This window comes from Delftia tsuruhatensis (assembly GCF_903815225.1).
In the GTDB taxonomy this organism is placed as follows: Bacteria; Pseudomonadota; Gammaproteobacteria; order Burkholderiales; family Burkholderiaceae_C; genus Comamonas; species Comamonas tsuruhatensis_A.
The window spans coordinates 4,347,107-4,371,793 of sequence record NZ_LR813084.1 but is presented as its reverse complement, the minus strand read 5'-3'; the positions used below and the strand labels follow the sequence as shown (position 1 = coordinate 4,371,793).

The 24,687-nt window shown below is 68.2% G+C and carries 22 protein-coding genes and 1 pseudogene; 21 read left to right on the top strand and 2 right to left on the bottom strand.

The window, feature by feature from the left end; translation table 11 throughout:
• Positions 1-15: 15 nt before the first annotated feature.
• The 13 genes from L1Z78_RS19925 to cydX all read left to right on the top strand — a co-directional run bounded on the left by L1Z78_RS19925 (position 16) and on the right by cydX (position 15,819).
• Entirely contained in the window at positions 16-975 is a 960-nt protein-coding gene (locus L1Z78_RS19925; protein WP_234638082.1) for a histone deacetylase family protein, read from the top strand.
• A gap of 22 nt (positions 976-997) precedes the next feature.
• Positions 998-1,801: an enoyl-CoA hydratase gene (locus tag L1Z78_RS19920; protein ID WP_234638081.1), complete on the top strand. Its 804-nt coding sequence runs from the start codon at positions 998-1,000 to the stop codon at positions 1,799-1,801.
• Between the two features lie 95 nt (positions 1,802-1,896).
• Positions 1,897-3,186 (top strand): mechanosensitive ion channel family protein, encoded by a 1,290-nt coding sequence (locus L1Z78_RS19915; RefSeq protein WP_234638080.1) that lies wholly within the window; start codon positions 1,897-1,899, stop codon positions 3,184-3,186.
• 209 nt (positions 3,187-3,395) lie between these two features.
• The gene (locus L1Z78_RS19910; protein WP_012204310.1) at positions 3,396-4,145 is read left to right on the top strand and encodes an electron transfer flavoprotein subunit beta/FixA family protein; all 750 of its coding nucleotides are present in this window, start codon (positions 3,396-3,398) and stop codon (positions 4,143-4,145) included.
• 13 nt (positions 4,146-4,158) lie between these two features.
• Positions 4,159-5,091, top strand: a complete 933-nt coding sequence (locus L1Z78_RS19905) for an electron transfer flavoprotein subunit alpha/FixB family protein (protein ID WP_234638079.1) — start codon at positions 4,159-4,161, stop codon at positions 5,089-5,091.
• 152 nt (positions 5,092-5,243) lie between these two features.
• Positions 5,244-6,386, top strand: coding sequence for an ABC transporter substrate-binding protein (locus tag L1Z78_RS19900; protein WP_234638078.1), 1,143 nt, complete (start codon positions 5,244-5,246; stop codon positions 6,384-6,386).
• An 85-nt stretch (positions 6,387-6,471) separates the two neighbouring features.
• On the top strand, positions 6,472-8,262 hold the full coding sequence (locus L1Z78_RS19895; RefSeq protein WP_234638077.1) for an acyl-CoA dehydrogenase: 1,791 nt from the start codon (positions 6,472-6,474) through the stop codon (positions 8,260-8,262).
• 47 nt (positions 8,263-8,309) lie between these two features.
• Positions 8,310-9,269 (top strand): NAD(P)H-dependent flavin oxidoreductase, encoded by a 960-nt coding sequence (locus L1Z78_RS19890; protein ID WP_234638076.1) that lies wholly within the window; start codon positions 8,310-8,312, stop codon positions 9,267-9,269.
• A gap of 254 nt (positions 9,270-9,523) precedes the next feature.
• Entirely contained in the window at positions 9,524-11,164 is a 1,641-nt protein-coding gene (cydD, locus tag L1Z78_RS19885) for a thiol reductant ABC exporter subunit CydD (protein WP_234642222.1), read from the top strand.
• Complete coding sequence (locus L1Z78_RS19880) at positions 11,161-12,861, top strand: amino acid ABC transporter ATP-binding/permease protein (protein WP_234638075.1); 1,701 nt, start codon at positions 11,161-11,163, stop codon at positions 12,859-12,861. The genes cydD and L1Z78_RS19880 overlap by 4 nt, the downstream gene beginning before the upstream one ends.
• Positions 12,862-12,916: 55 nt before the next feature.
• Positions 12,917-14,503, top strand: a complete 1,587-nt coding sequence (locus L1Z78_RS19875; RefSeq protein WP_234638074.1) for a cytochrome ubiquinol oxidase subunit I — start codon at positions 12,917-12,919, stop codon at positions 14,501-14,503.
• An 18-nt stretch (positions 14,504-14,521) separates the two neighbouring features.
• Entirely contained in the window at positions 14,522-15,673 is a 1,152-nt protein-coding gene (gene cydB / locus L1Z78_RS19870) for a cytochrome d ubiquinol oxidase subunit II (protein WP_234638073.1), read from the top strand.
• 20 nt (positions 15,674-15,693) lie between these two features.
• Positions 15,694-15,819 carry a cytochrome bd-I oxidase subunit CydX gene (gene cydX, locus L1Z78_RS19865; protein ID WP_234638072.1) on the top strand — a complete coding sequence of 42 codons (126 nt, stop codon included), beginning with the start codon at positions 15,694-15,696 and terminating at the stop codon, positions 15,817-15,819.
• A 168-nt stretch (positions 15,820-15,987) separates the two neighbouring features.
• Here the strand turns inward: cydX and L1Z78_RS19860 are convergent, their stop codons facing one another.
• Positions 15,988-16,584, bottom strand: a complete 597-nt coding sequence (locus tag L1Z78_RS19860; protein WP_234638071.1) for a GbsR/MarR family transcriptional regulator — start codon at positions 16,582-16,584, stop codon at positions 15,988-15,990.
• Positions 16,585-16,748: 164 nt separating this feature from the next.
• Here L1Z78_RS19860 and L1Z78_RS19855 point away from each other — a divergent pair, with 164 nt between their 5' ends.
• Entirely contained in the window at positions 16,749-17,906 is a 1,158-nt protein-coding gene (locus L1Z78_RS19855) for an acyltransferase family protein (protein WP_234638070.1), read from the top strand.
• A 61-nt stretch (positions 17,907-17,967) separates the two neighbouring features.
• On the opposite strand, the gene rnk is transcribed toward L1Z78_RS19855, so the two are convergent.
• Positions 17,968-18,372, bottom strand: a complete 405-nt coding sequence (gene rnk / locus L1Z78_RS19850; RefSeq protein ID WP_234638069.1) for a nucleoside diphosphate kinase regulator — start codon at positions 18,370-18,372, stop codon at positions 17,968-17,970.
• Positions 18,373-18,661: 289 nt separating this feature from the next.
• Between rnk and L1Z78_RS19845 the strand changes: the two genes are divergently transcribed.
• The 7 genes and pseudogenes from L1Z78_RS19845 to L1Z78_RS19815 all read left to right on the top strand — a co-directional run.
• A complete protein-coding gene (locus L1Z78_RS19845; protein WP_234638068.1) occupies positions 18,662-19,801 on the top strand; it encodes a PA0069 family radical SAM protein in 1,140 nt (379 codons plus the stop codon).
• Positions 19,802-19,914: 113 nt separating this feature from the next.
• Complete coding sequence (locus L1Z78_RS19840) at positions 19,915-20,805, top strand: NAD(P)-dependent oxidoreductase (RefSeq protein ID WP_234638067.1); 891 nt, start codon at positions 19,915-19,917, stop codon at positions 20,803-20,805.
• A 27-nt stretch (positions 20,806-20,832) separates the two neighbouring features.
• Positions 20,833-21,816 carry a Bug family tripartite tricarboxylate transporter substrate binding protein gene (locus tag L1Z78_RS19835; protein ID WP_234638066.1) on the top strand — a complete coding sequence of 328 codons (984 nt, stop codon included), beginning with the start codon at positions 20,833-20,835 and terminating at the stop codon, positions 21,814-21,816.
• Between the two features lie 14 nt (positions 21,817-21,830).
• Positions 21,831-23,261, top strand: a complete 1,431-nt coding sequence (locus L1Z78_RS19830; RefSeq protein ID WP_234638065.1) for an NAD-dependent succinate-semialdehyde dehydrogenase — start codon at positions 21,831-21,833, stop codon at positions 23,259-23,261.
• Positions 23,258-24,145, top strand: a complete 888-nt coding sequence (locus L1Z78_RS19825; protein ID WP_234638064.1) for an NAD(P)-dependent oxidoreductase — start codon at positions 23,258-23,260, stop codon at positions 24,143-24,145. Before L1Z78_RS19830 ends, L1Z78_RS19825 begins: the two co-directional genes overlap by 4 nt.
• Complete coding sequence (locus L1Z78_RS19820; RefSeq protein WP_234638063.1) at positions 24,142-24,354, top strand: hypothetical protein; 213 nt, start codon at positions 24,142-24,144, stop codon at positions 24,352-24,354. The genes L1Z78_RS19825 and L1Z78_RS19820 overlap by 4 nt, the downstream gene beginning before the upstream one ends.
• A pseudogene (locus L1Z78_RS19815) lies at positions 24,338-24,667 on the top strand (alpha/beta fold hydrolase); the annotation flags it as partial. The gene L1Z78_RS19820 and the pseudogene L1Z78_RS19815, both read left to right, overlap by 17 nt.
• Positions 24,668-24,687: the final 20 nt, after the last annotated feature.

The following is a 24,687-nucleotide window of genomic DNA, read 5'->3' as shown; positions in this document are numbered from 1 at the left end:
AAACATCGCGGAGACATGACTGTGGGCAAGACGGGTTATTTCACCCATAGGGAGTGCTGGCGGCATGAGATGGGGCCGGGGCACCCCGAATGCCCGGCCCGGCTCGACGCCATCGAGGACCGGCTGCTGGTGACGGGAGTGGCCGATGCCCTGGAGCGGCATGAGGCGCCGCAGGCCTCGCTGGCCGACATCGAACTGGCCCATGACCGCATGCACGTGGCGGCTCTGCAGGGCCTGACCCAGCGTCTGGTCGAGGAGCAGCAGGCCGGTGGCCCCGAGTACTCCCAGATCGACACCGACACCTCGATCAACAGCCATACCTTCTCGGCCGCACTGCACGCGGCCGGCGCCGCGCTGGCGGCCACCGATGCGGTGATGGCCGGCGAGCTGGAAAACGCCTTCTGCGCCGTGCGCCCGCCGGGCCACCATGCCACGCGCCACCAGGCCATGGGCTTTTGCTTCTTCAACAACGTGGCCGTCGGCGTGAAGTACGCGCTCAGCCGCCACCATCTCAAGCGCGTGGCCGTGGTCGACTTCGACGTGCACCATGGCAATGGCACGGAAGACATCCTGTCGGGCGATGACCGCGTGCTCATGTGCGGCATCTTCCAGCATCCCTTCTATCCGTTCAGCGGAGACCAGCACCCGGCCGCCAACATGGTCAACGTGCCGGTGCCGGCCTATACCAAGGGCATGGACATCCGCGAGATCGTCGAGATGATGTGGATCCCCCGCCTGGAGGCCTTCAAGCCCGAACTGATCTTCATCAGCGCCGGCTTCGATGCCCACCGCGAGGACGACATGGGCCAGCTGGGCATGACCGAGCAGGACTTCACCTGGATCACGGCACGCATCAAGGACATCGCGCGCCGGTTTTCCAAGGGGCGCATCGTTTCCTGCCTGGAAGGCGGCTACGTGATGGGCCCCCTGGCGCGCAGTGTGGAAGCCCATGTGCGCGTGCTGGCCGACCTCTGAACCGGACCCTCAGGAGAACACCATGGATGCCCAGCCCGCAGCCGGCAATGGCCTGCTCGATGTGCAGCGCGACGCGCGCGGCGTCGTGCGGCTCACGCTCGACGACCCGCAGCGATTCAACGCGCTGGGCGAGCAGATGCTCGACGCGCTGCAGCAGGCGCTGGACGCCGTGGCCGGCGACGAGTCCGTGCGCGTGGTCGTGCTCGCCGCGGCCGGCAAGGCCTTCTGCGCGGGGCACAACCTCAAGGACATGGCGGCCCATCCGCAGCTGGACTACTACCAGAAGCTGTTCGCCCGGTGCAGCCGCATGATGCTGTCCATCCACAGGCTGCCCGTGCCCGTGATTGCGCGCGTGCACGGCATTGCCACGGCGGCGGGTTGCCAACTGGTGGCCCAGTGCGATCTGGCCGTGGCCTCGGACCAGGCCCGCTTTGCCACCAGCGGCATTCATTACGGCCTGTTCTGCGCCACGCCCAGCGTGCCCCTGGTGCGCAACGTGCCGGCCAAGCAGGCCATGGAGATGCTGCTCACGGGCGACTTCATCGACGCACGCCAGGCGCTGGAGCAGGGCCTGGTCAACCGCGTGGTGGCCGAGGAGGCGCTGGACGAGGCCGTCGAGCACTTCGTGCAATCCATCGTCGGCAAGCCGCGTGCGGCCGTGGCCATGGGCAAGGCCCTGGTCCATCGCCAGCGCGAGATGGGCATCGAGGCCGCCTACCAGCTGGCCGGCCAGACCATGGCCGCCAACATGATGGACGCCGACGCCCAGGAGGGCGCCCGGGCCTTTGCCGAAAAGCGCGAGCCAGCCTGGAAGACGGGCCGCTGACCGACCCGCTTGTAGGCGCAGGCCCGTGCAGGCGGGCCCGGGATCTGGGCGATGATCTCGTCCTGACGCCTTTTGCGGTGAAACAGCCCTGATCCATGGATATCTTCGACAAGCTCATCAACGACTTCCAAAGCTCCAGCGCCTGGCTGGAGTTCTCCTTGCTCATTGCCTGCCTGCTGCTGGCCTATGGGGCGATGCGCGGCCTGCATGCGCGCTATGGCCATCTCGACGATGGAAAGCCCTCCGTATGGATAGGCCGGCATGCGCTCGATGGAGCCCTGTTCCCGCTGCTGGCCCTGGTGCTGGTCTTCACCAGCCAGGAAATCCTGGCGCGCTTTTCCACCGTGTTCTGGCTGCGCGTGGCGGTGTCGCTGCTGGTGTCGCTGTCGGTGATCCGCTTCGTGGCGCGCGTGCTCAGCCGCACCTTCCCGCATTCCACCGTGGTGCGCCTGATCGAGCGCATCTTCTCCTGGCTGGCCTGGGGCGCCGCCGTGCTGCACAGCATCGGCCTGCTGCCGCAGGTCATGGAGGAGCTGGAGGCCCTGCAGTTCAACATCGGCAAGACGCCAGTGAGCCTGCTCAACCTGATCGAGGGCACGCTGTCGGCGGGCCTGATGATGGTGGCCGTGCTCTGGCTGTCCACGCTGTTCGAGCAGAAGGTGATCAATCAATGGGTCAGTGATCTGTCCATGCGCAAGGTGGCCATGAACATCACGCGCAGCGTGCTGATCCTGGTAGGCCTGCTGGTCTCCCTGTCCATGGTGGGCGTGGACCTGACGGCACTGTCCGTCATGGGGGGCGCCATCGGCGTGGGCCTGGGCTTCGGCATGCAGAAGATCGCCTCCAACTATGTGAGCGGCTTCCTGGTGCTGATCGAGCGGGCGCTGCGCATCGGCGACAACGTGCGCGTGGACGGGTTCGAGGGCCGCATCACCGACATCCGCACGCGCTACACCGTGATCCGGGCGCTCAACGGACGCGAATCCATCGTGCCCAACGAGACGCTGATCACCCAGCGCGTCGAAAACCTCACGGGCTTCGACGTCAAGCTCGGGCTGTCCACCACGATCGTGGTGGGCATGGACAGCGACGTGGAGCAGGTCCGCCGCATCCTGCTGGACGCCGCGGTCGCCCAGCCCCGCGTGCTGAGGACGCCTGCGCCCACGGTGACCCTGGTGGACTTCGTGGAGCAGGGCCTGCAGTTCAGCCTGGGCTATTCCATCAACGATCCGCAAAACGGGCAGGGCAATGTGCGTTCCGATGTGAACCTGGCCGTGCTGCGCGGCCTGCGCGAGGCAGGCATCCATCTGCCGGTGCCCAGGCAGGTCGTGCAGATCACCGAGCGTGGTGCCCCGGTAGCTCAGGCCTCTGCGGAAAGAGGCTAGGATTATTCCTAGGTGCATACCCTGAGTTCGGCCCATTTCCCTAGGGGATTCCTCATGGGGCATGCTTAAAATGGCACGGTCGTTCGTTTTTATGGGCGCTCAGTCGGCCTTGGGTCGTCAGGGATTCCTGCCGCAGCTGCTGCAGCGCCGCATACAATGATTTCGGTTTACGTAAACGTCAATCTATCAATCAATCAGGAGCCGCTGCAATGAAGGTTTTGGTCCCGGTCAAGCGCGTGGTGGACTACAACGTGAAGGTCCGCGTGAAGTCGGACGGCACGGGCGTGGACATCGCCAACGTCAAGATGAGCATGAACCCCTTCGACGAAATCGCCGTCGAGGAAGCCGTGCGCCTCAAGGAAAAGGGCGTGGCCACCGAAGTCATCGCCGTCTCCTGCGGCGTGGCCCAGTGCCAGGAAACCCTGCGCACGGCCATGGCCATCGGTGCCGACCGCGGCATCCTGGTGGAGACCACCGAGGAGCTGCAGCCCCTGGCCGTGGCCAAGCTGCTCAAGGCCCTGGTGGACAAGGAGCAGCCCGGCCTCATCATCCTGGGCAAGCAGGCCATCGACGACGACGCCAACCAGACCGGCCAGATGCTGGCGGCCCTGGCCGACCTGCCCCAGGCTACCTTCGCCTCCAAGGTCGAAGTGGCCGGTGACAAGGTGAATGTGACGCGCGAAGTCGACGGCGGCCTGGAAACCCTGGCCCTGAGCCTGCCGGCCGTCATCACCACCGACCTGCGCCTGAACGAGCCGCGCTATGTCACGCTGCCCAACATCATGAAGGCCAAGAAAAAGCAGCTGGACACGGTCAAGCCTGAAGAGCTGGGCGTCGACGTGGCCCCGCGCCTGAAGACGCTCAAGGTGGCCGAGCCCGCCAAGCGCGGCGCTGGCGTCAAGGTGCCGGACGTTGCCACGCTGGTGTCCAAGCTCAAGAACGAAGCCAAAGTGATCTAAGGAAGACAGCGACATGACATCCCTCGTTATTGCAGAACACGACAACGCTTCCATCAAGAGCGCCACGCTCAACACCGTCACTGCGGCCTTGGCCTGCGGCGGCGACGTGCACGTGCTGGTGGCGGGCGAGAATGCCGGCGCCGCCGCGCAGGCTGCGGCCCAGATCGCTGGCGTGTCCAAGGTCATCCATGCCGATGGCGCAAGCCTCAAGGACGGCCTGGCCGAGAACATCGCCGCGCAGGTGCTGGCGATTGCGTCCAACTACAGCCACATCCTGTTCCCCGCCACCGCCAGCGGCAAGAACGCTGCGCCGCGCGTGGCCGCCAAGCTGGACGTGGCCCAGATCAGCGACATCACCAAGGTGGACAGCGCCGACACTTTCGAGCGTCCCATCTACGCAGGCAATGCCATTGCCACCGTGCAGAGCAGCGACAAGGTCAAGGTCATCACCGTGCGCGGCACGGGCTTCGATGCGGCGGCCGCCACGGGCGGCAGCGCCCAGGTGGAGCAGCTGGCGGCCGCGGGCGACAGCGGCAAGAGCAGCTTCGTGGGCCGCGAGGTGACCAAGAGCGACCGCCCCGAGCTGACGGCCGCCAAGATCATCGTCTCCGGCGGACGCGCGCTGGGCAGCAGCGAGAAGTTCCAGGAAGTGATCACGCCGCTGGCCGACAAGCTGGGCGCCGCCATCGGCGCCTCGCGCGCGGCGGTGGACGCAGGCTATGCGCCCAATGACCTGCAGGTGGGCCAGACCGGCAAGATCGTCGCGCCGCAGTTGTACATCGCCCTGGGCATCTCGGGCGCCATCCAGCATCTGGCCGGCATGAAGGACTCCAAGGTGATCGTGGCGATCAACAAGGACCCCGAGGCGCCGATCTTCTCGGTGGCCGACTATGGCCTGGAAGCCGACCTGTTCCAGGCCGTGCCGGAACTGGTTCAGGCGCTGTAAAAGCCGGAAGCCGAAAAAAGAGGGGCATATGCCCCTCTTTTTTCGGCATGGATGCCGGGGTGGTCCGCTGGTCATGGCGCCCGCCACAGACTACAACAGCGGTTTGGCCGCAGCCGGGTCCGGCGATGGCATGAACCGAGAGGGAAATTGAAATGAAGATGATGCGCTTGCGCCTGGCCCGCACGGCCGTGGCTTTTGTCTGTGGCGCCATGGTCCTGGCCGCCGAGGCCAATGCCTGGGTCGTGGGTCAGGTGGCGCCCATGTCGGGCGCCGGTGCGACGCAGGGCCGGGCCTATGCCCAGGGCATGCGCCTGTACTTCGACCAGGTCAACAAGGCCGGTGGCGTGCAGGGACAGCCCGTGCAACTGGTCACGGTGGACGACGTGGGCCATCCCGAGGAAACCGTGGACAAGACCCGCAAGCTGCTGGACGAGTCCAAGCCCGTGGTGCTGGCCGGCTACTTCGGCAACCGCAACATGGCGGCCCTGCTGGACAGCAAGCTGCTCGACCAGGCCCAGATCTCCCTGGTGGGCTACCAGAGCACGGACACCCGTGTGCTGAGCGCGCCCCAGGTCTTCAGCACGCGGGCCAACCTTCCCGAGGAAATGGCCAAGATCGCATCGCACCTGGCCACCGTGGGCATCACCCGCCTGGCCTTGCTGCATGACGAGCGCCCCGATGCCAAGGCCGTGACCGAACTCGTGGGCAAGGCGATTGCTCCTTCCAAGGCCAAGCTGGTGGTCAGCGCCGCGCTGAGCTCCGGCAAGGGTGCCATGGACAAGGCCGTGTCGCAGTTGCAAAAGGCCCAGCCTTCGGCGCAGGCCATCCTGGTGGTGGCATCCAGCCCCGTGACCTCGGCGTTTGTCGAGGCTTACCGCATGGCCGGTGGCACGGCCCAGATCTATGCCACCTCGGAAGCCGATATCGAGCAACTGGCCAAGCGCCTGCCCGTGGAGTTCATGAGCGGTCTGTCCATTGCCCAGGTCGTTCCCAGTCCCTACAAGGTCACCATGCGCCTGAACAAGGAGTTCAGGGACGCGGCCACCGCCGCCGGCAAGTCACTGACCGTGCCCGTCAGCTACGCCATGATGGAGGGCTATGTGAACGCGCGCGTGATCGTGGAGGCCATGCGCCGCAGCCAGCCCGTCTCGCGCGAGAAGCTGGCGGCCTCGCTGCGCGGGCTCGATGCCGTCGATCTGGGCGGCTACTGGGTTTCCTATCGTCCGGGCTCGCAGGCGGGCTCGAAGTTCGTGGATTTGTCCATCGTCAACGCATCGGGCCGCGTCACGCAGTGAGGCACTGAAGCCGCCCCTTGTTCCCCTTGTCCCGGGCCGCCGCGCAGCGCTGGCGACCCGGGTTCTGTTCAGGAAGGTTCAACAAATGACTTACTCGGCTCCCGTCAAAGACATGCTGTTCGCCATGGAGCATCTGGCGCAGATCGACCAGGTGGCGCAACTGCCCGGTTTCGAGGAGGCGGGTCTGGAGACCGCCCAGGCCGTGCTGCAGGAGTGTGCCAAGCTGTGCGAGGGTGTGGTCGCTCCGCTGAACCTGCCAGGCGATGTGGCACCTTCCAGCCTCAAGGACGGCGTGGTCACGACCACGGCCGGCTTCAAGGAGGCCTTCCGCCAGTACGCCGAAGGCGGCTGGCAGGGCCTGCAGCACCCCCAGGACTTCGGCGGCCAGGGCCTGCCCAAGACGATTGGCGCGGCCTGCGTGGAAATGCTCAACAGCGCCAACCTGAGCTTTGCGCTGTGCCCGCTGCTGACCGACGGGGCCATCGAGGCCCTGCTGACGGCCGGCAGCGATGAGCTCAAGGCCACCTACCTCGAAAAGCTGGTGACCGGCGAGTGGACCGGCACCATGAACCTGACCGAGCCCCAGGCCGGCTCCGACCTGGCCCTGGTGCGCACCAAGGCCGATCCCCAGCCTGACGGCAGCTACAAGGTCTTCGGCACCAAGATCTTCATCACCTATGGCGAGCACGACATGGCCGGGAACATCGTCCATCTCGTGCTGGCACGCGTGGCGGGCGCGCCAGAGGGCGTCAAGGGCATCAGCCTGTTCGTCGTGCCCAAGTTCCTGGTCAACAAGGATGGTTCGCTGGGCGCGCGCAACGATGTGCACTGCGTGAGCATCGAGCACAAGATGGGCATCAAGGCATCGCCCACGGCGGTGCTGCAGTACGGCGACAACGGTGGCGCCATCGGCTACCTGGTCGGCGAGGAGAATCGCGGCCTCGAGTACATGTTCATCATGATGAACGCCGCGCGCTACGCGGTGGGCGTGCAGGGCATCGCCGTGGCCGAGCGCGCCTACCAGCATGCCGTGGCCTATGCGAAGGAGCGCGTGCAAAGCCGCCCCGTGGACGGCAGCGTCAAGGCCAGCGCCACCATCATCCACCACCCCGATGTGCGCCGCATGCTCATGACCATGCGCGCCTACACCGAGGGCTGCCGCGCCATGGCCGCCACGGCCGCGGCCGCCTACGATGCGGCCCATCACCATGCCGACGCCCAGGTGCGCGAGGCCAATGCGGCCTTCTATGAATTCATGGTCCCGCTGGTCAAGGGCTACAGCACGGAGATGAGCCTGGAAGTCACCAGCCTGGGCGTGCAGGTGCACGGCGGCATGGGCTTCATCGAGGAAACGGGCGCGGCCCAGTACTACCGCGACGCCAAGATCCTGACCATCTACGAAGGCACGACGGCCATCCAGGCCAACGACCTCGTGGGCCGCAAGACAGCGCGCGATGGTGGCCAGACCGCGCTGGCCATCGCCGGCCAGATCGAGAAGACCGAGGCCGAACTGGCCGCCAGCGGCTCGGCCGAGGCGCTGGCCGTGGCCCGCCAGCTTGCCGCTGCGCGCCAGGCCTTCGTGGAGGCCGTGGGCTTTGTCTCGGGCCAGGCCAAGGCCGAGCCCAATGCCGTGTACGCGGGCAGCGTTCCCTATCTGATGCTGGCCGGCAACCTGGTCGCAGGCTGGCAGATGGCGCGTGCCCTGCTGGCGGCCGAGCAGCTGTTGCAGGCGGGACAGGACGAGGCCTTCATGCGCGCGAAGATCGCCACTGCCCGCTTCTACGCCGAACACATCCTGGTCAAGGCAGCGGGCCTGCGCGATGCCATCGTGCACGGCGCCGCCAGCGTGATGGCGCTGCCCATGGATGCCTTCTGAACCGGCACCGCGACAGACAAGACACTGAGAACCAACGGAGACAACGCATGTCCAAGCTTCCCCCGGCGCTGCAGAAACTGGCCCTGCCCGTGATCGGCTCGCCGCTGTTCATCATCAGCAACCCCAAGCTCGTGATCGCCCAGTGCCAGGCCGGCATCGTCGGCTCGATGCCGGCGCTCAACGCGCGCCCCGCCGAGCAGCTCGAGGACTGGCTGGCCGAGATCACCGAGACCCTGGCCGCCTGGGACCGTGCCCATCCCGACCAGCCCTCGGCGCCCTTCGCCATCAACCAGATCGTGCACAAGAGCAATGACCGGCTGGAGCACGACATGCAGATGTGCGCCAAGTACAAGGTGCCCATCGTCATCACCAGCCTGGGCGCGCGCGAGGACGTGAACCAGGCCGTGCACGGCTGGGGCGGCGTGGTGCTGCACGACATCATCAACAACAAATTCGCCCACAAGGCCATCGAGAAGGGCGCCGACGGCCTGATCGCCGTGGCTGCGGGCGCGGGCGGCCACGCGGGCGTCAAGAGTCCCTTCGCCCTGGTCCAGGAGATCCGCGAGTGGTTCGACGGCCCGCTGGCGCTGTCGGGCTCCATCGCCTCGGGCGGCGCCATCCTGGCCGCGCAGGCCATGGGCGCGGACTTCGCCTACATCGGCTCGGCCTTCATCGCCACCCATGAGGCGCGCGCCCTCGATGCCTACAAGCAGGCCATCGTCGATGGCACCTCCGACGACATCGTCTACAGCAACCTGTTCACGGGCGTGCATGGCAACTACCTGGCTCCCTCCATCCGCGCGGCGGGCCTGGACCCGGAGAACCTGCCCGAGTCCGATCCCAGCAAGATGAACTTCGGCGGTGATGCCAAGAAGGCCTGGAAGGACATCTGGGGCTGCGGCCAGGGCATCGGCGCCATCCGCGAAGTCACAGGCGCGGCGCAACTGGTCGAGCGCCTCAAGCGCGAGTACCGGCAGGCGCGCGAGCGCGTGCTCGTCGCCGCCTGAGAACGCGGCCTTCTCCTACCCCTCGACACGGCGCCTTCGGGCGCCGTTTCCATTGGCGGCTGCAACACCCTTGGCCGGGGAGGGGGATCGCCACGCCCGACTGGTTCAGTGGGTTTCCCTCGCTGTCAGCCGGTCCTAGAACAAGAATGTTTAGAATTGTTTGTGTAATTTCAGTAAATACTGAAATTTCAGAATAAATGAACAAGTCTTGTACCCCGTCAATGCCCGAGTTCCAGCGACTGGTGCGCCGACCCATGGCGGGGACGGGGTTGCTGGTGCTGGCTTCGTTGCTGTGGCTGCCCCAGGCACTGCTGCTGGCCCTGGCCGTGCAGGCCATGGCCGATGGCGCAGGCATGGAGCCGCTGTGGCCCCTGGCCGGTGGCGTGGCGCTGCTGGGCGGGCTGCGTGCCTGGTGCGATGCCAGCGGTGCGCGCCGCGCCAGCCTCCAGGCACGAACGCTGGTGAGCGCCCTGCGCGGGCAGGTGCTGCACCGGCTGGCCGGTACCTCGCCGCTGGACCGCCGGCGCGCGGCCTCGGGCCAAGCCGCCAGTGCCATGGCGGAGCAGGCCGAAGCCATCGTGCCCTGGCTGTCGCGCTACCAGACCGCCCAGTGGCGCGTGCGCACCGTGCCTTTGCTGATGGCACTGGCCGTGGCCAGCCAAAGCTGGGTGGCTGCGCTGATCCTGGTGCTGGCCGCACCGCTGATTCCGCTGTTCATGGCCATCGTCGGCTGGCGCGCCAAGGCGGCCAGCGAGAAGCAGATGGTGGAGCTGGGCGGCATGAACGCCTTCCTGCTGGACCGGCTGCGGGGGCTTTCCACGCTGCGCGCGCTGGATGCCGTCGATGCCACGGCGCGGCGCCTGCGCGCGCATGCCGAATCGCTGCGCGAGCGCAGCATGCGCGTGCTGCGCATCGCCTTCCTGTCGTCGGCGGTGCTGGAGCTGTTCTCCGCCCTTGGCGTGGCCATGGTGGCTGTCTATGTGGGCTTTCATCTGCTGGGCCATCTGCCTTTCGGCAGCTGGGGCCGGACGCTCACGCTAGGTCAGGCCCTGTTCGTGCTGCTACTCGCGCCCAGCTTCTTCGACCCTTTGCGCGAGCTGTCCGCCGTCTGGCATGACCGGGCTGCGGGCGAGGCCGCCGTGCAGGCGCTGGCCGCGCTGGGACGCGATGCCCAGCCCCTGCCGGGTGCACTGTCCGTGCCGGGACGGGCCGCCGGCCATGCATGCGCCTTGCGCCTGGAACAGGTGCGTCCGCAGGCGCCCGGCGGCACCTGTGCGCTGGCGCCCCTGACCCTGGATGTGCGCCCCGGCGAACATGTGGCGCTGTGGAGCCCCAGCGGCAGCGGCAAGTCGCTGCTGCTGGCCCAGATCGCGGGGCTGCTGCCCGTGGTGGAGCCGGGCCATGTCACCATCGATGGTCAGCGATTGGACAGCGAGTCGGCCGGCAGGCTGCGCGCGCGCATGGCCTGGATGGGGCAGAGCCCCCATGTGTTCGCGGGATCGGTGGCCAGCAATCTGGCGCTGGGCCGCAAGGGGCTGGCTTTCGGCGAACTGCGCCAGGCCATGCGGCTGGCCGGGCTGGGCCGGGTGGCCCAGACGCGTTCCGGTGCCACGCTGGGCGAGGGCGGTGCGGGCCTGTCAGGCGGCGAGATCGTGCGCCTGGCGCTGGCGCGGCTGGCCTTGTCGCGCGATGCGGGACTGCTGCTGGTCGATGAGCCCACGGCCCACCTGGACCCGGCCACGGCCGCCCAGGTCACCGATGCGCTGCTGGAACTGGCGCGCGGGCGCACGCTGATCGTGGCCACCCACGATGCCGAATTGGCCGCCGCCATGCACCGCGTGGTGGAGCTGCTGCCCGATGAGGGCGATGCCCTGGCCCGGGAGCTGGCCGCATGAAGCCGCGCTCCCGCCTGCTCCCCGTGCTCGCGGCCCTGGCTGGCCTGGCGCCCCGGCGCCTGTGGCTGGGCGGCGCGCTGCTGGCCCTGCTCACGGTGCTCATGGGCATGGCCCTGCTGGGCCTGTCGGGCTGGTTCATCACGGCGACCGCGCTGGCCGGCCTGGTGCCGGCCACGGCCCTGGTTTTCGATGTCTTCATGCCTTCGGCCGGCATACGCCTGCTGGCGCTGGGGCGCACGGGCACCCGCTATGCCGAACGGCTGGCCACGCACGACGCCACGCTGGCCGTGCTGGCTGCGCTGCGCGAGCGGCTGCTACGCAGCTGGGCGGTGCCCGCCGCGGCACTGAGCCTGCGACTGCGGCCGGCACGCCTGCTGCAGCGGCTGACGGCCGATGTGGACGCGCTCGACAGCCTGTACCTGCGCCTGTTCGTGCCGCTGCTGGCAGCCGTCGGCGCCACGCTGGTGGCGGCGCTGGTGCTGGGCCTCATGCAGTGGTGGCTGGGCCTGGCGCTGGGGCTGTGGCTGCTGGCCACGGGCCTGGGCAGCGCGATATGGCTGGCCCGCCGCGCGCGCCGGCCGGCGCTGCGCCGCGCCCTGGCGCTGGAGTCGCTGCGCGCGCGCACGGCCGATCTGGTGGCAGGGCAGGCGGAGCTGGCCATGGCCGGTACCCTGGCCGCGCACTGCGAACGCATCGCCGTGCTGGACGCACGCGTGGCCGAGGCAGATGGCGCACTGCACGGGCTCGAGGCCAGGGCCTCGCTGGTGCAGGGCCTGAGCGCTGCCCTGGCCCTGGCCGGCGTGCTGCTGGGTGCGGGCTGGCTGGCCGAGGCCGGCCGGCTGGGCGCCCCCGTGGCGGCGCTGGCCCTGCTGCTGGCGTTGACGGCCATGGAGCCCTTTGCCGCGCTGCGTCGGGGCGCGCTGGAGGCCGGACGCAGCTGGCTGGCCGCGCGCCGGCTGGCGCCTGCGTTGCGTTCCCCCGGCGATGCGGGCCAGGCCATGCCCGCGGCACCTCATCCGGGCCTGGCCGTGGAGCTGGAGCAGGCCGTTGCGCCACGCGGTGCCGGGCTGCCGCAGCAGTTGCGCATCCAGGAGGGCGAGCGCGTGGCCCTGCTGGGCGCCAGCGGCGCCGGCAAGAGCACGCTGCTGTCCCTGATGGCCGGCGAGCTGGAGCCGCTGGCCGGCCAGGTGCGGGCGCAGCGCTGCACCTGGATGACGCAGCGCACCGAACTCTTCGAGGACAGCCTGCGCGACAACCTGCGGCTGGCCTGTCCCGATGCCCCGGACGAACGGCTGTGGCAGGCGCTGGAGATCGCCGGCCTGGCCGGCGATGTGCGCGCCATGGACCGGGGGCTGGACACGCCGCTGGGCGAGGGCGGCCTGGGCCTGTCGGGTGGACAGGCCAGGCGCCTGGCGCTGGCGCGGCTGCTGCTGAACCCGGCACGCTGCTGGCTGCTGGACGAGCCTACCGAAGGGCTGGACGCGGCCACGGCCCATGACCTGCTGGCGCGCCTGGACGGCGCCATGCAGGGCCGCACCGTGGTGCTGGCCACCCACAAGCGCCGCGAGGCCCGGCTGGCCGACCGGCTGCTGTGGGTGGGCGATGGCGTGGTGGTGTCCGAGGCCCGGCGGGGCACGCTGGCGTTCGAGGCGGCGCTGGAGCGCCTGCGCCAGGACGGCGTGGACACCGCAGGCTGAGCGCAGGGCGGCGGCAAGGAATTCATACCAAGTACCCGAGAGAAAGGATCTCACCATGGACCTCGACATCGTCGATCTATCGCGGCTGCAGTTCGCGGTAACGGCGCTCTACCACTTTCTGTTCGTGCCGCTGACCATCGGCCTGGCCGTGATCATCGCCATCATGGAGACGGTCTACGTGATGACGGGCCGCACCATCTGGCGCGACATGACGAAGTTCTGGGGCGTGCTGTTCGGCATCAACTTCGCGATGGGCGTGGCCACGGGCATCGTGATGGAGTTCCAGTTCGGCATGAACTGGAGCTACTACAGCCACTACGTGGGCGACATCTTCGGCGCGCCGCTGGCCATCGAGGGGCTGATGGCCTTCTTCCTGGAGGCCACCTTCGTGGGCCTGTTCTTCTTCGGCTGGGACCGCATGAGCAAGGTCGGGCACCTGGTGGCCACCTGGTGCGTGGCCCTGGGCTCCAACTTCTCGGCGCTGTGGATCCTGATCGCCAACGGCTGGATGCAGAACCCCGTGGGCGCGCAGTTCAATCCGCAGACCATGCGCATGGAGGTCACCGACTTCTTCGCCGTGCTCACCAACCCGGTGGCCCAGGCCAAGTTCGTGCACACGGTGTCGGCCGGCTATGTGACGGCTGCCATCTTCGTGCTGGGCATTTCGGCCTGGTACCTGCTCAAGGGGCGGCACATCCACCTGGCGCGCCGCTCCATGACGGTGGCCGCCTCCTTCGGCCTGGCCGCGGCGCTGTCGGTGGTGGTGCTGGGCGATGAAAGCGGCTACCTGTCGTCCGAGCACCAGAAGATGAAGCTGGCCTCCATCGAGGCCATGTGGGACACCGAACCCGCGCCGGCCGCCTTCACGGCCTTCGGCTTCCCCGACAAGGCCGCGCGCGAGACGCACTATGCCGTGCACATCCCATGGGTCATGGGTTTCATCGGCACGCGCTCGCTGACCACCGAGATCCCCGGCATCAACGACCTCGTCCAGCGCACCGAGCAGTACGTGCGTGACGGCATCGTGGCCTATGACGCACTGGAGACCATCCGGGCCGTGCGCGCGCCGGATACGGTGCCGGCCGAGGCCAGGGCGGCGTTCGAGGACAAGGGCGCCATGCTGGGCTATGCGCTGCTGCTCAAGCGCTACATGGACGATCCGCGCCAGGCCACGGACGAACAGATCCGCCAGGCCGCCTGGGATACGGTGCCGGCCGTGGGGCCGCTGTTCTGGAGCTTTCGCATCATGGTGGGGCTGGGCATGTTCTTCATCCTGCTGACCGCCACTTTCTTCTGGCTGTCGGTGCGCCGCAGGCTGGATGCCCATCCCTGGCTGCTCAGGGTGGCGGTGTTCGCCATCCCGCTGCCCTGGATCGCGGCCGAATGCGGCTGGATCGTGGCCGAGGTCGGCCGCCAGCCCTGGATCATCGAAGGCGTGCTGCCCACGGCGCTGGCCGTCTCCAACCTGGGCGCGGGCACGCTGCTGCTGACCATCGCCGGCTTCATCGCCATCTACACCGTGCTCTTCGTCATCGAGATGAAGCTCATGCTCAAGGCCATCCGCAAGGGACCGCTGGAGGAAAGTGCACCGCACCTGACCACCTACTTCCCGCTGATGCAAAAACTCGCGCGCGGGCAGTGACCCGGGGAGATTGACACCATGATTCTTCACGAACTGATCAGCTACGACATCCTGCGTCTGCTGTGGTGGGGCCTGCTGGGCGTGCTGCTCATCGGCTTTGCCGTGACCGACGGGTTCGACCTGGGCGCCGGTGCGCTGCTGCCGCTGGTGGGCCGCACCGATGTGGAGCGCCGCGTCGTCATCAACAGCGTGGGCCCGGTCTGGGAGGGCAACCAGGTCTGGCTCATCCTGGGCGGCGGCGCCATCTTCGCGGCCTGGCCGCAGCTGTATGCCGTGTCGTTCTCGGGCTTTTACCTGGCCATGTTCGCCGTGCTGGTGGCGCTGATCCTGCGCCCCGTGGCCTTCAAGTTCCGCAGCAAGCGCGAGGAGCCGGCCTGGCGCGCGCGCTGGGATGCCGTGCTGTGCATGGCCGGCGTGGTGCCGGCGCTGATCTTCGGCGTGGCCGTGGGCAATGTGCTGCAGGGCGTGCCCTTCCGGCTGGCGCCCGACATGCGCATCTACTACGAGGGCACGTTCTTCGGCCTGCTCAACCCGTTCGCGCTGCTGGCCGGCCTGGTCTCGCTGGCCATGCTGCTCATGCATGGCGCGTCCTGGCTGGTGTTCAAGACCGAGGGCGAGGTGGCGGCCCGCGCGCGCCGCTTCGGCGTGGTCGCGGCCATCGCCACCACCGTGCTGTTCGCGGCGGCCGGCGTCTGGCTGGCCGCGCTGGGCGGCTACCGCATCACCAGCGTGGTCAACCCCGTGGGCCCCTCCAATCCGCTGTTCAAGACGGCCGAGCTGCAGGCCGGCGCCTGGTTCGCCAACTACCGGGCCCAGCCTGCCCTGGCCCTGGTGCCGGCCCTGGGCCTGCTGCTGCCGCTGCTGGCGGCCCTGGGCATGTGGCTGCGCCGCGAGTGGCTGGCGCTGCTGTCCAGCGGCCTGGGCATCGCGGCCATCATCGCCAGCGTGGGCGCGTCCATGTTCCCGTTCATCCTGCCCTCGTCCTTGAATCCGCAGCACAGCCTCACGGTCTGGGATTCATCGTCCAGCCATGTGACGCTGTTCATCATGCTGGTGTGCGCACTGATCTTCGTGCCCATCATCCTGGCCTACACGAGCTGGGTCTACAGCGTGCTGCGCGGCAAGGTCGACCCCATGGCCATCATCGAAGGCCGTGGCCACTCCTATTGATCTATCGAGGAAAAAACACCATGTGGTATTTCGCCTGGTTGCTCGGCCTGCCCCTGGCGGCGGCCTTCGCGGTGCTCAACGCGATGTGGTACGAACTGATGGATGACGAGGCCACGCGCCGCGAATTGATGGCCCGTGAGAAGTGAGGCACCCCCTGAGCGGCTTGCGCCGCTTCCCCCTCTCTCGCTACGCGGGAGGGGGACGACACCCTCGCGGCGGGGCGGCGCGGCCGGCTTAGGCCCTTGCTCGGTGTCCCTCGCTTTGGGCCGCGTCATTTTTTGCGCGTGCTGACCGCTGATGCCGCGTTGTTGGATTCAATCGTCGGTGTCGTCCGCCTTGGCGCGGCCCTTGCCGCCCGTGATGCGGTCCTTGATCTCCAGCAGCCGCGTCACGGCCGTGCCCATGCCCATGAGCTGCATGGCGGTCTCGGGCGACAGGCGCTGCACGTCGTCGAACCAGTTCATGAGCCGCTCGATCAGCTCGTACATGTCGCGCATGCGCTGCTGGGCGTAGCGCTCTTCCTCGGTGGAGACTTCCTCCAGCATGGCCGCGCGCAGCATGGACTGGGTAGGCTCGATCTCGCGGCGGCGGCGCTCCTCGGCCAGTCGGCGGAAGATCTCCCAGACGTCCTGCGGCGCCTCGAAATACTCGCGCCGGTCCCCGGGCTGGTGGCGCAACTGCACCAGGCGCCAGGCCTGCAATTCCTTGAGCCCCATGCTCACGTTGGAGCGCGAGAACTCCAGCGTCTCGGCGATCTGGTCGGCATTGAGCGGCTCGGGCGACAGGAACAACAGTGCGTAGATCTGGCCTACCGTGCGGTTGATGCCCCAGCGACTGCCCATCTCGCCGAAATGCGAGACGAACTGCCGGTTCAACGCCGGAAGAGGTTTGGATTGCGTCATGCCATGCATTGTGCCTGCGCGTCCGCCGGGTGGTCCGGGCCGTGGGATGCGGGTGACGTCAGCTTTCTGCAAGACCTGGTCAAAAGGCGCACAATGGCGCCTTTGCGGGCTTGCGGCCAGGCGGTCCGGGCCCGGTGCCTTCCCGCGTTCCGTTCCGAGAGCAGATTGCCCCCATGTCTCACGCTAGCCGCAGCGCCCTGATCGACTGCACCAAGGGCCTGGCCTGTGCCGCCATCATCTGGCACCACCTGGCCTTCTACGGCCCCATGTCTGATATCGCCCATCCGGCCATGCCGGGCACCATCGACTGGCTGTACGAATACGCGCGCATGGCCGTGCAGATCTTCCTGGTGCTGGGAGGCTACCTGGCCGCGGCCAGCATGGCGCCCGAGGGCCATGGTCGGCACGGCGATCCCTGGCCCCGGATCGGGCGCCGCTTCGTGCGCCTGGTCGTCCCCTACGCCGTAGCCCTGGTCGTGGCCATCGTGGTGTCGGCCGCCGTGCGGCCCTGGTTCGACCATGCCTCGGTCTCGGGCGAGCCCGACCTGTGGCAACTGGTGGCGCACGCCCTGCTGCTGCAGAACATCGTGGGCGAGGAGTCCCTGTCCGCCGGCGTCTGGTACGTGTCCATCGACTTCCAGCTGTTCGCGCTGACGGCACTGCTGCTGGCCGGCACGCGCTGGGGCGCGGCGCTGTTTCGCCGGCGCTTCGGCGCCCAGGCCCAGGCACGCTGGTGGCCCTGGGCGCTGAGCGGCGCGCAGGCGCTGGTGCTGGCGGGCACGGCGGCTTCGCTGCTGGGCTTCAACCTCGATGCGCAATGGGATGTCTGGGCACCGTACTTCTTTGGCGCGTACGGGCTGGGCATGATGGCCTACTGGGCCGCGCACGCGCCCAGGGCTTCGGCGGCCTGGAGCTGGTCGCTGCTGATCGCGGCCCTGGTCGTGGCAGCCCTGTCCCTGGAGTGGCGTGACCGCATCGCGCTGGCCGGCGCCACGGCCCTCGCCCTGGCCGCCGCCATGCGCAGCCCCGCATTCGCCCAGGCGCAAGGCTGGGCACCGCTGCGCCGGCTCGGCCAGATCTCGTACTCGGTGTTCCTCGTGCACTTCTCGGTCTGCCTGCTGGTCAACGCCGTGGAGAGCCACTTCTGGCCCCAGTCCATTCCCGCGGCCCTGCTGGGCATGTTCACGGCCTTCGGGCTGTCCATCGTGGCGGGTCATCTGCTGTATGAGCGTGTGGAGCGCCACGTGCCCAGCTGGCACATGGCGCTGCGCTGGCAGGCGGGCTTGGTCGGTACCGGACTGATCGCGGCCTTCCTGGCCGGGCTGCGCTGAGGCGCGGCCCATCAGCAAAAAGGCAGCCCGCGGCTGCCTTTCTTGACCTGCACAGCAGCTTTCAGCGGTGCAATTCGCCCGCGCTTTCCGGCTGGAATTCGATCGCGTCCACGCGCACGGTGACCTGGCCCGTGGGGCTGGGCATGCGGAACTGGTCGCCCACGCTCAGGCCCAGCAGGGCGATGCCCACGGGCGCGAACACCGACACCTTGTCGCTGCTGCCATCCATCTCCCTGGGATAGACCAGGGTCAGCGTATTGCTCTTGCCCGACTCCAGCATCGTGAAGCGCACGGTGGAGTTCATGGTCACCACGTGGGGCGGCATTTCCTTGGGCTCGAGCACGTCGGCGCGGTCCAGTTCCGCTTCAAGTGCCTCACGGCCCGGGAAGGCGGCTTGCTTGTCCAGCAGGGCCTCGATGCGCTCCAGGTCCAGGGACGAAAGGATGATGTGGGGCTTGCGCTCCATGGTGTGGCTCCCTTGTGTGCTTGCGCCGCCTGCGGTGCGGGCAGCGGCGCTCAAACGGACAAAAGCCCGGGCAACGGGGTTGTCCGGGCCAAGGCATCTTCAGAAAAGAGAAAGGCACCAAGTTGGTGCGATAGGGCCATTGTGCAGCCTGGCCACGCTTTCGCCAAGCGATCCCGCACGATGAGGTGCGGATTGGCCGCCGGACTTGCCAAGCCCGGGAAATCCACTTTGCAGCCGCAGGCATGGGAATGGGGTTGGTGACTGGGCTGTATTTATATACAGTCAAATCATGCGCCACAGTTCCAACCCGCCTGCGGATCCGTCCCTGATTGCCCTGCATGCCATCAAGGGCCGGGGTGCGTCCAGCCAGCTGGCGCACCGCTTCACCACCGACCCGCGCGAGGCCTTCGACGATGGCTGGGGCAGCCTTGATGCGCCGGCAGAAGGCGAAGAGGCCGCACCGATGCGCACCGAGCTGCGCTGGGAGCAGGCGCGCTCGGCACTGAGCCGCCACCAGTCGCCCGACCTGCCGTTTCACATGGGACTCAATCCCTACCGGGGCTGCGAGCACGGCTGCATCTACTGCTATGCCCGGCCCACGCACAGCTACCTGGGCTGGTCGCCGGGCCTGGACTTCGAGACCCGGCTGATCGCCAGGCAGAACCTGCCCGAGCTGCTGCGTGCCGAACTGTCGCGCGCCAGCCATGTGGCCGAGCCCGTGATGCTGGGTTCGGTCACCGACTGCTACCAGCCTGTCGAGCGCGAACTGGGGCTGACGCGCCGACTCATCGAGGTACTGGCCGAGGCGCGCCACCCGTTTTCCATCGTCACCAAGGGCAGCGGTGTGGAGCGCGACCTCGACCTGCTGGCACCGCTGGCGCGCCAGGGCCTGGCCTCGGTACACATCACGCTGACCACGCTGGACGCCGACCTGGCCCGCCGGCTGGAGCCGCGCGCCGCCGCGCCGCACCGCCGGCTGCGCACCATCCGTGCGCTGGCCGATGCAGGCGTGCCGGTGGGCGTGAGCCTGGCCCCGCAGATTCCCTTCATCAACGAGGACCTGGAGAAGGTGCTGGAGGCCGCCGCTGACGCCGGAGCGCGCCATGCCTTCTACGCCGTGCTGCGCCTGCCCTGGGAAGTGGCCCCGCTGTTCGAGCAATGGCTGCAGCTGCACTACCCCGATCGCGCCCGCCGCGTGATGGAGCGCGTGCGCGACCTGCATGGCATCCAGGGTGAACAGCGCGAGGCCGGCCGCGTGTACAACGCCGAGTTCGGCCAGCGCATGAAAGGCACGGGCCACTGGGCCGATCTGCTGCGCCAGCGCTTCGCGCTGGCCTGCCGGCGCCACGGCTTCAATCGCGAGCCGCTGCGGCTGGACTGCAGCCTCTACCACCCCTCGCTGTTGCTGGCGCAGCGCAGCCTGTTCTGAGCATCGGCAGCGGGTGATCCCAGATCTGCCAAAAACTCATGGCTTGACGATAATTTGTCCCGCTCTCCCAAAGGCCCGAGGCATAGATTGGAGTCTGCTCACAAGGAGTGGACATGGAGATTGGATTCATCGGACTGGGCCGCATGGGATGCTCCCTGGCGCGCTCGCTTTTGAGAAACGGGCAGCCCGTCACGGTCTTCGATATCGATGACCGTGCGGTATCGAAAATCGTAGAGCAGGGCGCCAGGCGCGCAAAGGACGTGGCCAGCCTTTGCGAGGGCGCGGACCTGGTTTTCACCATGCTCCCCGGACCTCGCCAGGTGCGCGAGGTGGCCTTGGGTGGCCAGGGCATCATCCAGCATCTGCAACCCGGCGCCCTCTATATCGACATGAGCACGGTCGATGTGGAAACCGTGGACCATGTCCGTGCTGCATTTTCAAAGCGCGGCATCGCTTTCGGCGATGCCCCCGTGGGGCGGCTGGCCCTGCATGCCGACCGGGGCGAATCGCTGTTCATGCTGGGCATCGAAGAGCGCCATCTCGCCGCGGTGCAGCCCGTGCTGCGCAAGATGGGCACGACCGTCCACCACTGCGGCGGCCCGGGCAGCGGCACGCGCACCAAGCTCATCAACAACATGATGGTGCTGTGCTATTGCCAGATCAATTCCGAGGCGCTGGTGCTTGCGAAATCGCTGGGCCTGGACATCGCCAAGACCCTGGAGGTGCTGGTCAACACCACGGCCAGCAATGGCCAGCTCAAGGAAAAGTGGCCGAACAAGGTCCTGGCCAGCGACTTGTCGCCGGGCTTCGACATCGCGCTGGGCTACAAGGACATCTCGCTGGCCTCCCAGGCCGGTGCGGCCGCCCAGGTGGCGCTGCCGGTGTGCGATGCCACGCGCAACATCTTCAGGATGGCCCTGGCGGCCGGCAGGGCGGGGCAGGACACCTCCTGCCTCACCGACTTCTGGGCCGGCATCAACGCCGTCGAAAAGATCAGGCTCTGAGCCTGCACCGACCGAGGAGACACAACCATGCACCATCACCACAGGCGGACGTTCCTGCGGACTGCACTGGCCACGGGTGCGGCCCTGGCATCGGCCGGCGCGCTGGCCGCGGGCTATCCGGACAGGCCCGTGACCATCCTCGTGGGCTTTTCCGCAGGCGGGCCCACGGACATCGTCGCGCGGGTCCTGGCGGAAAGGCTCACGCAGAAATTCGGGCAGAGCTTCATCGTGGACAACCGTCCCGGCGCCAGCGGCGCCGTGGCCGCCAACCTGGTCAGGAAGGCCGCGCCCGACGGCTACACGCTGATGATCGGCAGCAGCAGCACGCTGTCCATCATTCCGGCCATCCACAAGGGCATCCAGTACGACGCGATCAAGGACTTCACATCGATCGCGCTGGTGGCCAGCTATCCCTATTACCTGGCGGTGCCTGCCGCGTCCCGGTTCAGGACCTATGGCGACCTGATCGCCTACGGCCGGGGAAAGGAACACCAGCTGACCTATGCCTCGGCGGGCAATGGGGCGGTCAATCACCTGGCCGGCGAATGGTTCAAGAGCGGAGCCCGCATCCATGCGCTGCATGTGCCCTACAAGGGCGATTCCGCCGCCATCGGCGACCTGATCGCGGGGCGCGTGGATTTCGCCTTTCTGGCCGGCGTGGTGGCACTGCCCCAGGCCCAGGCCGGCAAGCTGCGCATCCTGGCATCGGCCAGCGCCTCGCCGGACCGCGGCAGCCCCGGTATCGCGGTGATCGGGCAAAAGGAGTTTCCGGGTTTTGCGGCAGAACCGTGGAATGGGCTGATGGGGCCGGCCGGCATGTCCCCCGATGTCGTGCGGACCCTGAATGCGGCGGTCAACGAGATCATGGGCAGCGCCGAGGTCAAGGCCAAGCTGCTTTCGCTGGACCAGTACCCATTCACCGGCACGCCCGACCAGTTCAAGGAATACATCCAGCAGCAGTCCGCGCACTGGGCGGGAATCATCCAGACCACCCACATCGTTCTCGAATGATGGAGCAAGCGCCCATGGAGTATTCCCAATTCATCGACGGCCGGTTTTGCAGCGGAACGGGCGAGCCGGTCCTCGAGGTCATTTCTGCATCCACCGGCCAGTGCCTGGGCCGCCATGCCCATGCCAGCCCCGGCGACGTGGAGCAGGCCATGCGCTGCGCGCTGCGGGCCTTCCAGTCCTGGCGGCACAGCGGTGCCACCGAGCGCTCGGCGCTGTTGCGTGCCATCGCCGCCGAGATGCGTGCGGGCCGCGAGGCCATGGCGCGCCAGATCACGCTGGAGCTGGGAAAGCCCCTGGCCGAAGCGGACAAGGAGGTCGATGTGGCCGCCGAGATGTTCGAGTGGGCGGCCGAGGAGGCGCGGCGGCTGTATGGCCGGGTGATTCCCGCGCGCTCGCCGGGCATCCGGCAGATCGTGCAGCTGGAGCCGCGCGGCGTGGTCGCCGGCTTTGCCGGCTGGAATGCGCCGGCCATCACGCCGGCGCGCAAGATCAGCGCCGCGCTGGCGGCCGGTTGCGCCATCGTGCTCAAGCCGTCCGAGGAGACGGCCGGCGTGGCCTTGCTCATCGCGCGGGCCATGCAGCGCGCCGGGACACCGGCCGGCCTTGTGAACATGGTCTTTGGCGATCCTGCCGGGATCGCGCAGCAGCTGTGCGCGGCCGAGGCCATCGCCATGGTCACCTTCACGGGCGCGACCTCGGTGGGCCGGCAACTGGGCGCCATGGCGGCCGCCCACATGAAGAAGGCCACGCTGGAGCTGGGCGGCCATGCGCCGGTCATCGTCTGGGACGATGCGGACCTGGACCGTGTGGCGGCCGCCACCGTGGCGGCCAAGTTCCGCAACGCGGGCCAGGTCTGCACCTCACCCACGCGTTTCCTGGTCCATGAAAGCGTCTACGGGGCATTCTGCGACCGGTTCGTCGCGCACGCGGCCCGGCTGCGCGTGGGCGATCCGTTCGAGCCCTCCTGCCAGATGGGGCCGCTCAAGAACCCGCGGCGGCGCAGCGCCATCGCCGGGCTGGTGGCCAATGCCCGGGACGCGGGTGCCGGCCTGCTGCTGGGCGGCCAGGCCATCGAGGGCCCGGGCTTCTTCTACGAGCCCACGGTGCTGGCCGTGCGCGACAAGCGTGCCGAGGTCTCGCGCCTGGAGCCTTTCGGGCCGGTGGCGCTGATGATCCCCGTCCGTGATGCCGACGAGGCGCTGCACGAGGCCAACAGCCTGCCCTTCGGCCTGGCCGCCTATGCCTTCACCGAACACATGCAGCTGGCCCACCGCTTCGCCAGCGAGATCGACAGCGGCGTGGTTTGCATCAACGAGCTGCAGGCCTCGCTGCCCGAGACGCCCTTTGGCGGCAGCAAGGACAGCGGCCTGGGCTCGGAAGGCGGCATCGAGGGGCTGCGTGAGTTCCTGAAGGTCAAGTGCGTGCGCCAAGGAGGTCTGGCATGACGGTTCTGGGTTTCATCGGCGTGGGCGTCATGGGCGCGGGCATGTGTGCCCATCTCGCACGCAAATCAGGGGCCCGCGTGCTGGCCGCCGACCGCTGCATGGACGGCATCCACGCGCTGGCGGGCGAGGGCGTGCAGGCCAGCAGCCTCGCGCAGATCGCCCGCGAGGCGCAGACCGTGTTCCTGTCGCTGCCGTCCATAGCCCAGGTCGAGTCCGTCTGCCTGGGCGAGGACGGGCTGGCGGCCCATGCGGGCGCGCTGCGGACCATCGTGGACATGGGTACCAGCGACGTGGAGCGCACGCGGGCGCTGGCGCGGCAACTGGCACAGCGCGGCATCGACCTGGTCGATGCACCCGTGGCGCGCAGCCGCGAGGCGGCGGCCCACGGCACGCTGCTGATCACGGTGGGCGCCGAGCCCGCGCAGTTCGAGGCCTTGAAGCCCTGGCTGGCCTGCATGGGCAGCGATGTGCTGCACTGCGGCCCCGTGGGCTGCGGCCAGGTGGTGAAGATCATGAACAACATGGTGCTGCTCGACACCGTGCATGCCCTGGCCCAGGCCTTTGCCATCGCCGAGCGCGCGGGCGTCTCGCGCGCGCTGCTGGGGCAGGCGCTGGAGCTGGGCTCGGCCGCGTCGTTCGCGCTCAGGCTCACGGGTGCCAACCACCTGGCCAGGGATGTGTTTCCCGAGAAGATGTTCTCGGCCGCCTATGCGCTCAAGGACATGGGGCTGGCCCTGTCCCTGTCCGATGCCGTGGGGCTGCCCAACGAGATCTCGCAATCGACGGCCGCCCAGCTGCAGCGCTGCGTGGAGGCCGGCTACGCGCACAGCTACTACCCCGTCATGGTCCGCGTGATTGCGGGCCAGGGGCAGGAGACCGCATGAGCACCCCCATCCCCATCCCCGGCATCGACCCCTGGCTGCAGCACCGGGGCCGCCATGTGAATGGGGTCTTCATGCTGCAAAGCGGGGACGACGAGCTGCTGGTGGAGCTGCGCGATGGCCGCATCCACGCCCTGGCCCGGGGCCCCTTCGTCATGCCGCGCTGGACCTTCCGGCTCAGGGCCGATGCGCAGGCCCACGGCCCGCGATGAGGACCGATGGGAGACGCTGTGGCACTACATGCAGGCAGGGCCGGGCGTGTTCCAGGGCGATCTGCACTTCTACAAGGCCGAGGGCGACCTGCGCGAACGGGTGCAGGACATCGATACGCGCCAATGCCCGCTGCACCTGCTCACGGGCGAGTTCGACTACTCCTGCACGCCTGAGGACTCGCGCCAGCTCGCCGAGCGCATACCGGGGGCGGAACTGACCCTCATGAAGGGCCTGGGCCACTTTCCCATGAGCGAGGCACCGGACGCCTTCATCGCCCACCTGCTGCCGGTCCTGGACCGGATCATGGCCTGAACCGGCCGCCATCCCTCGCA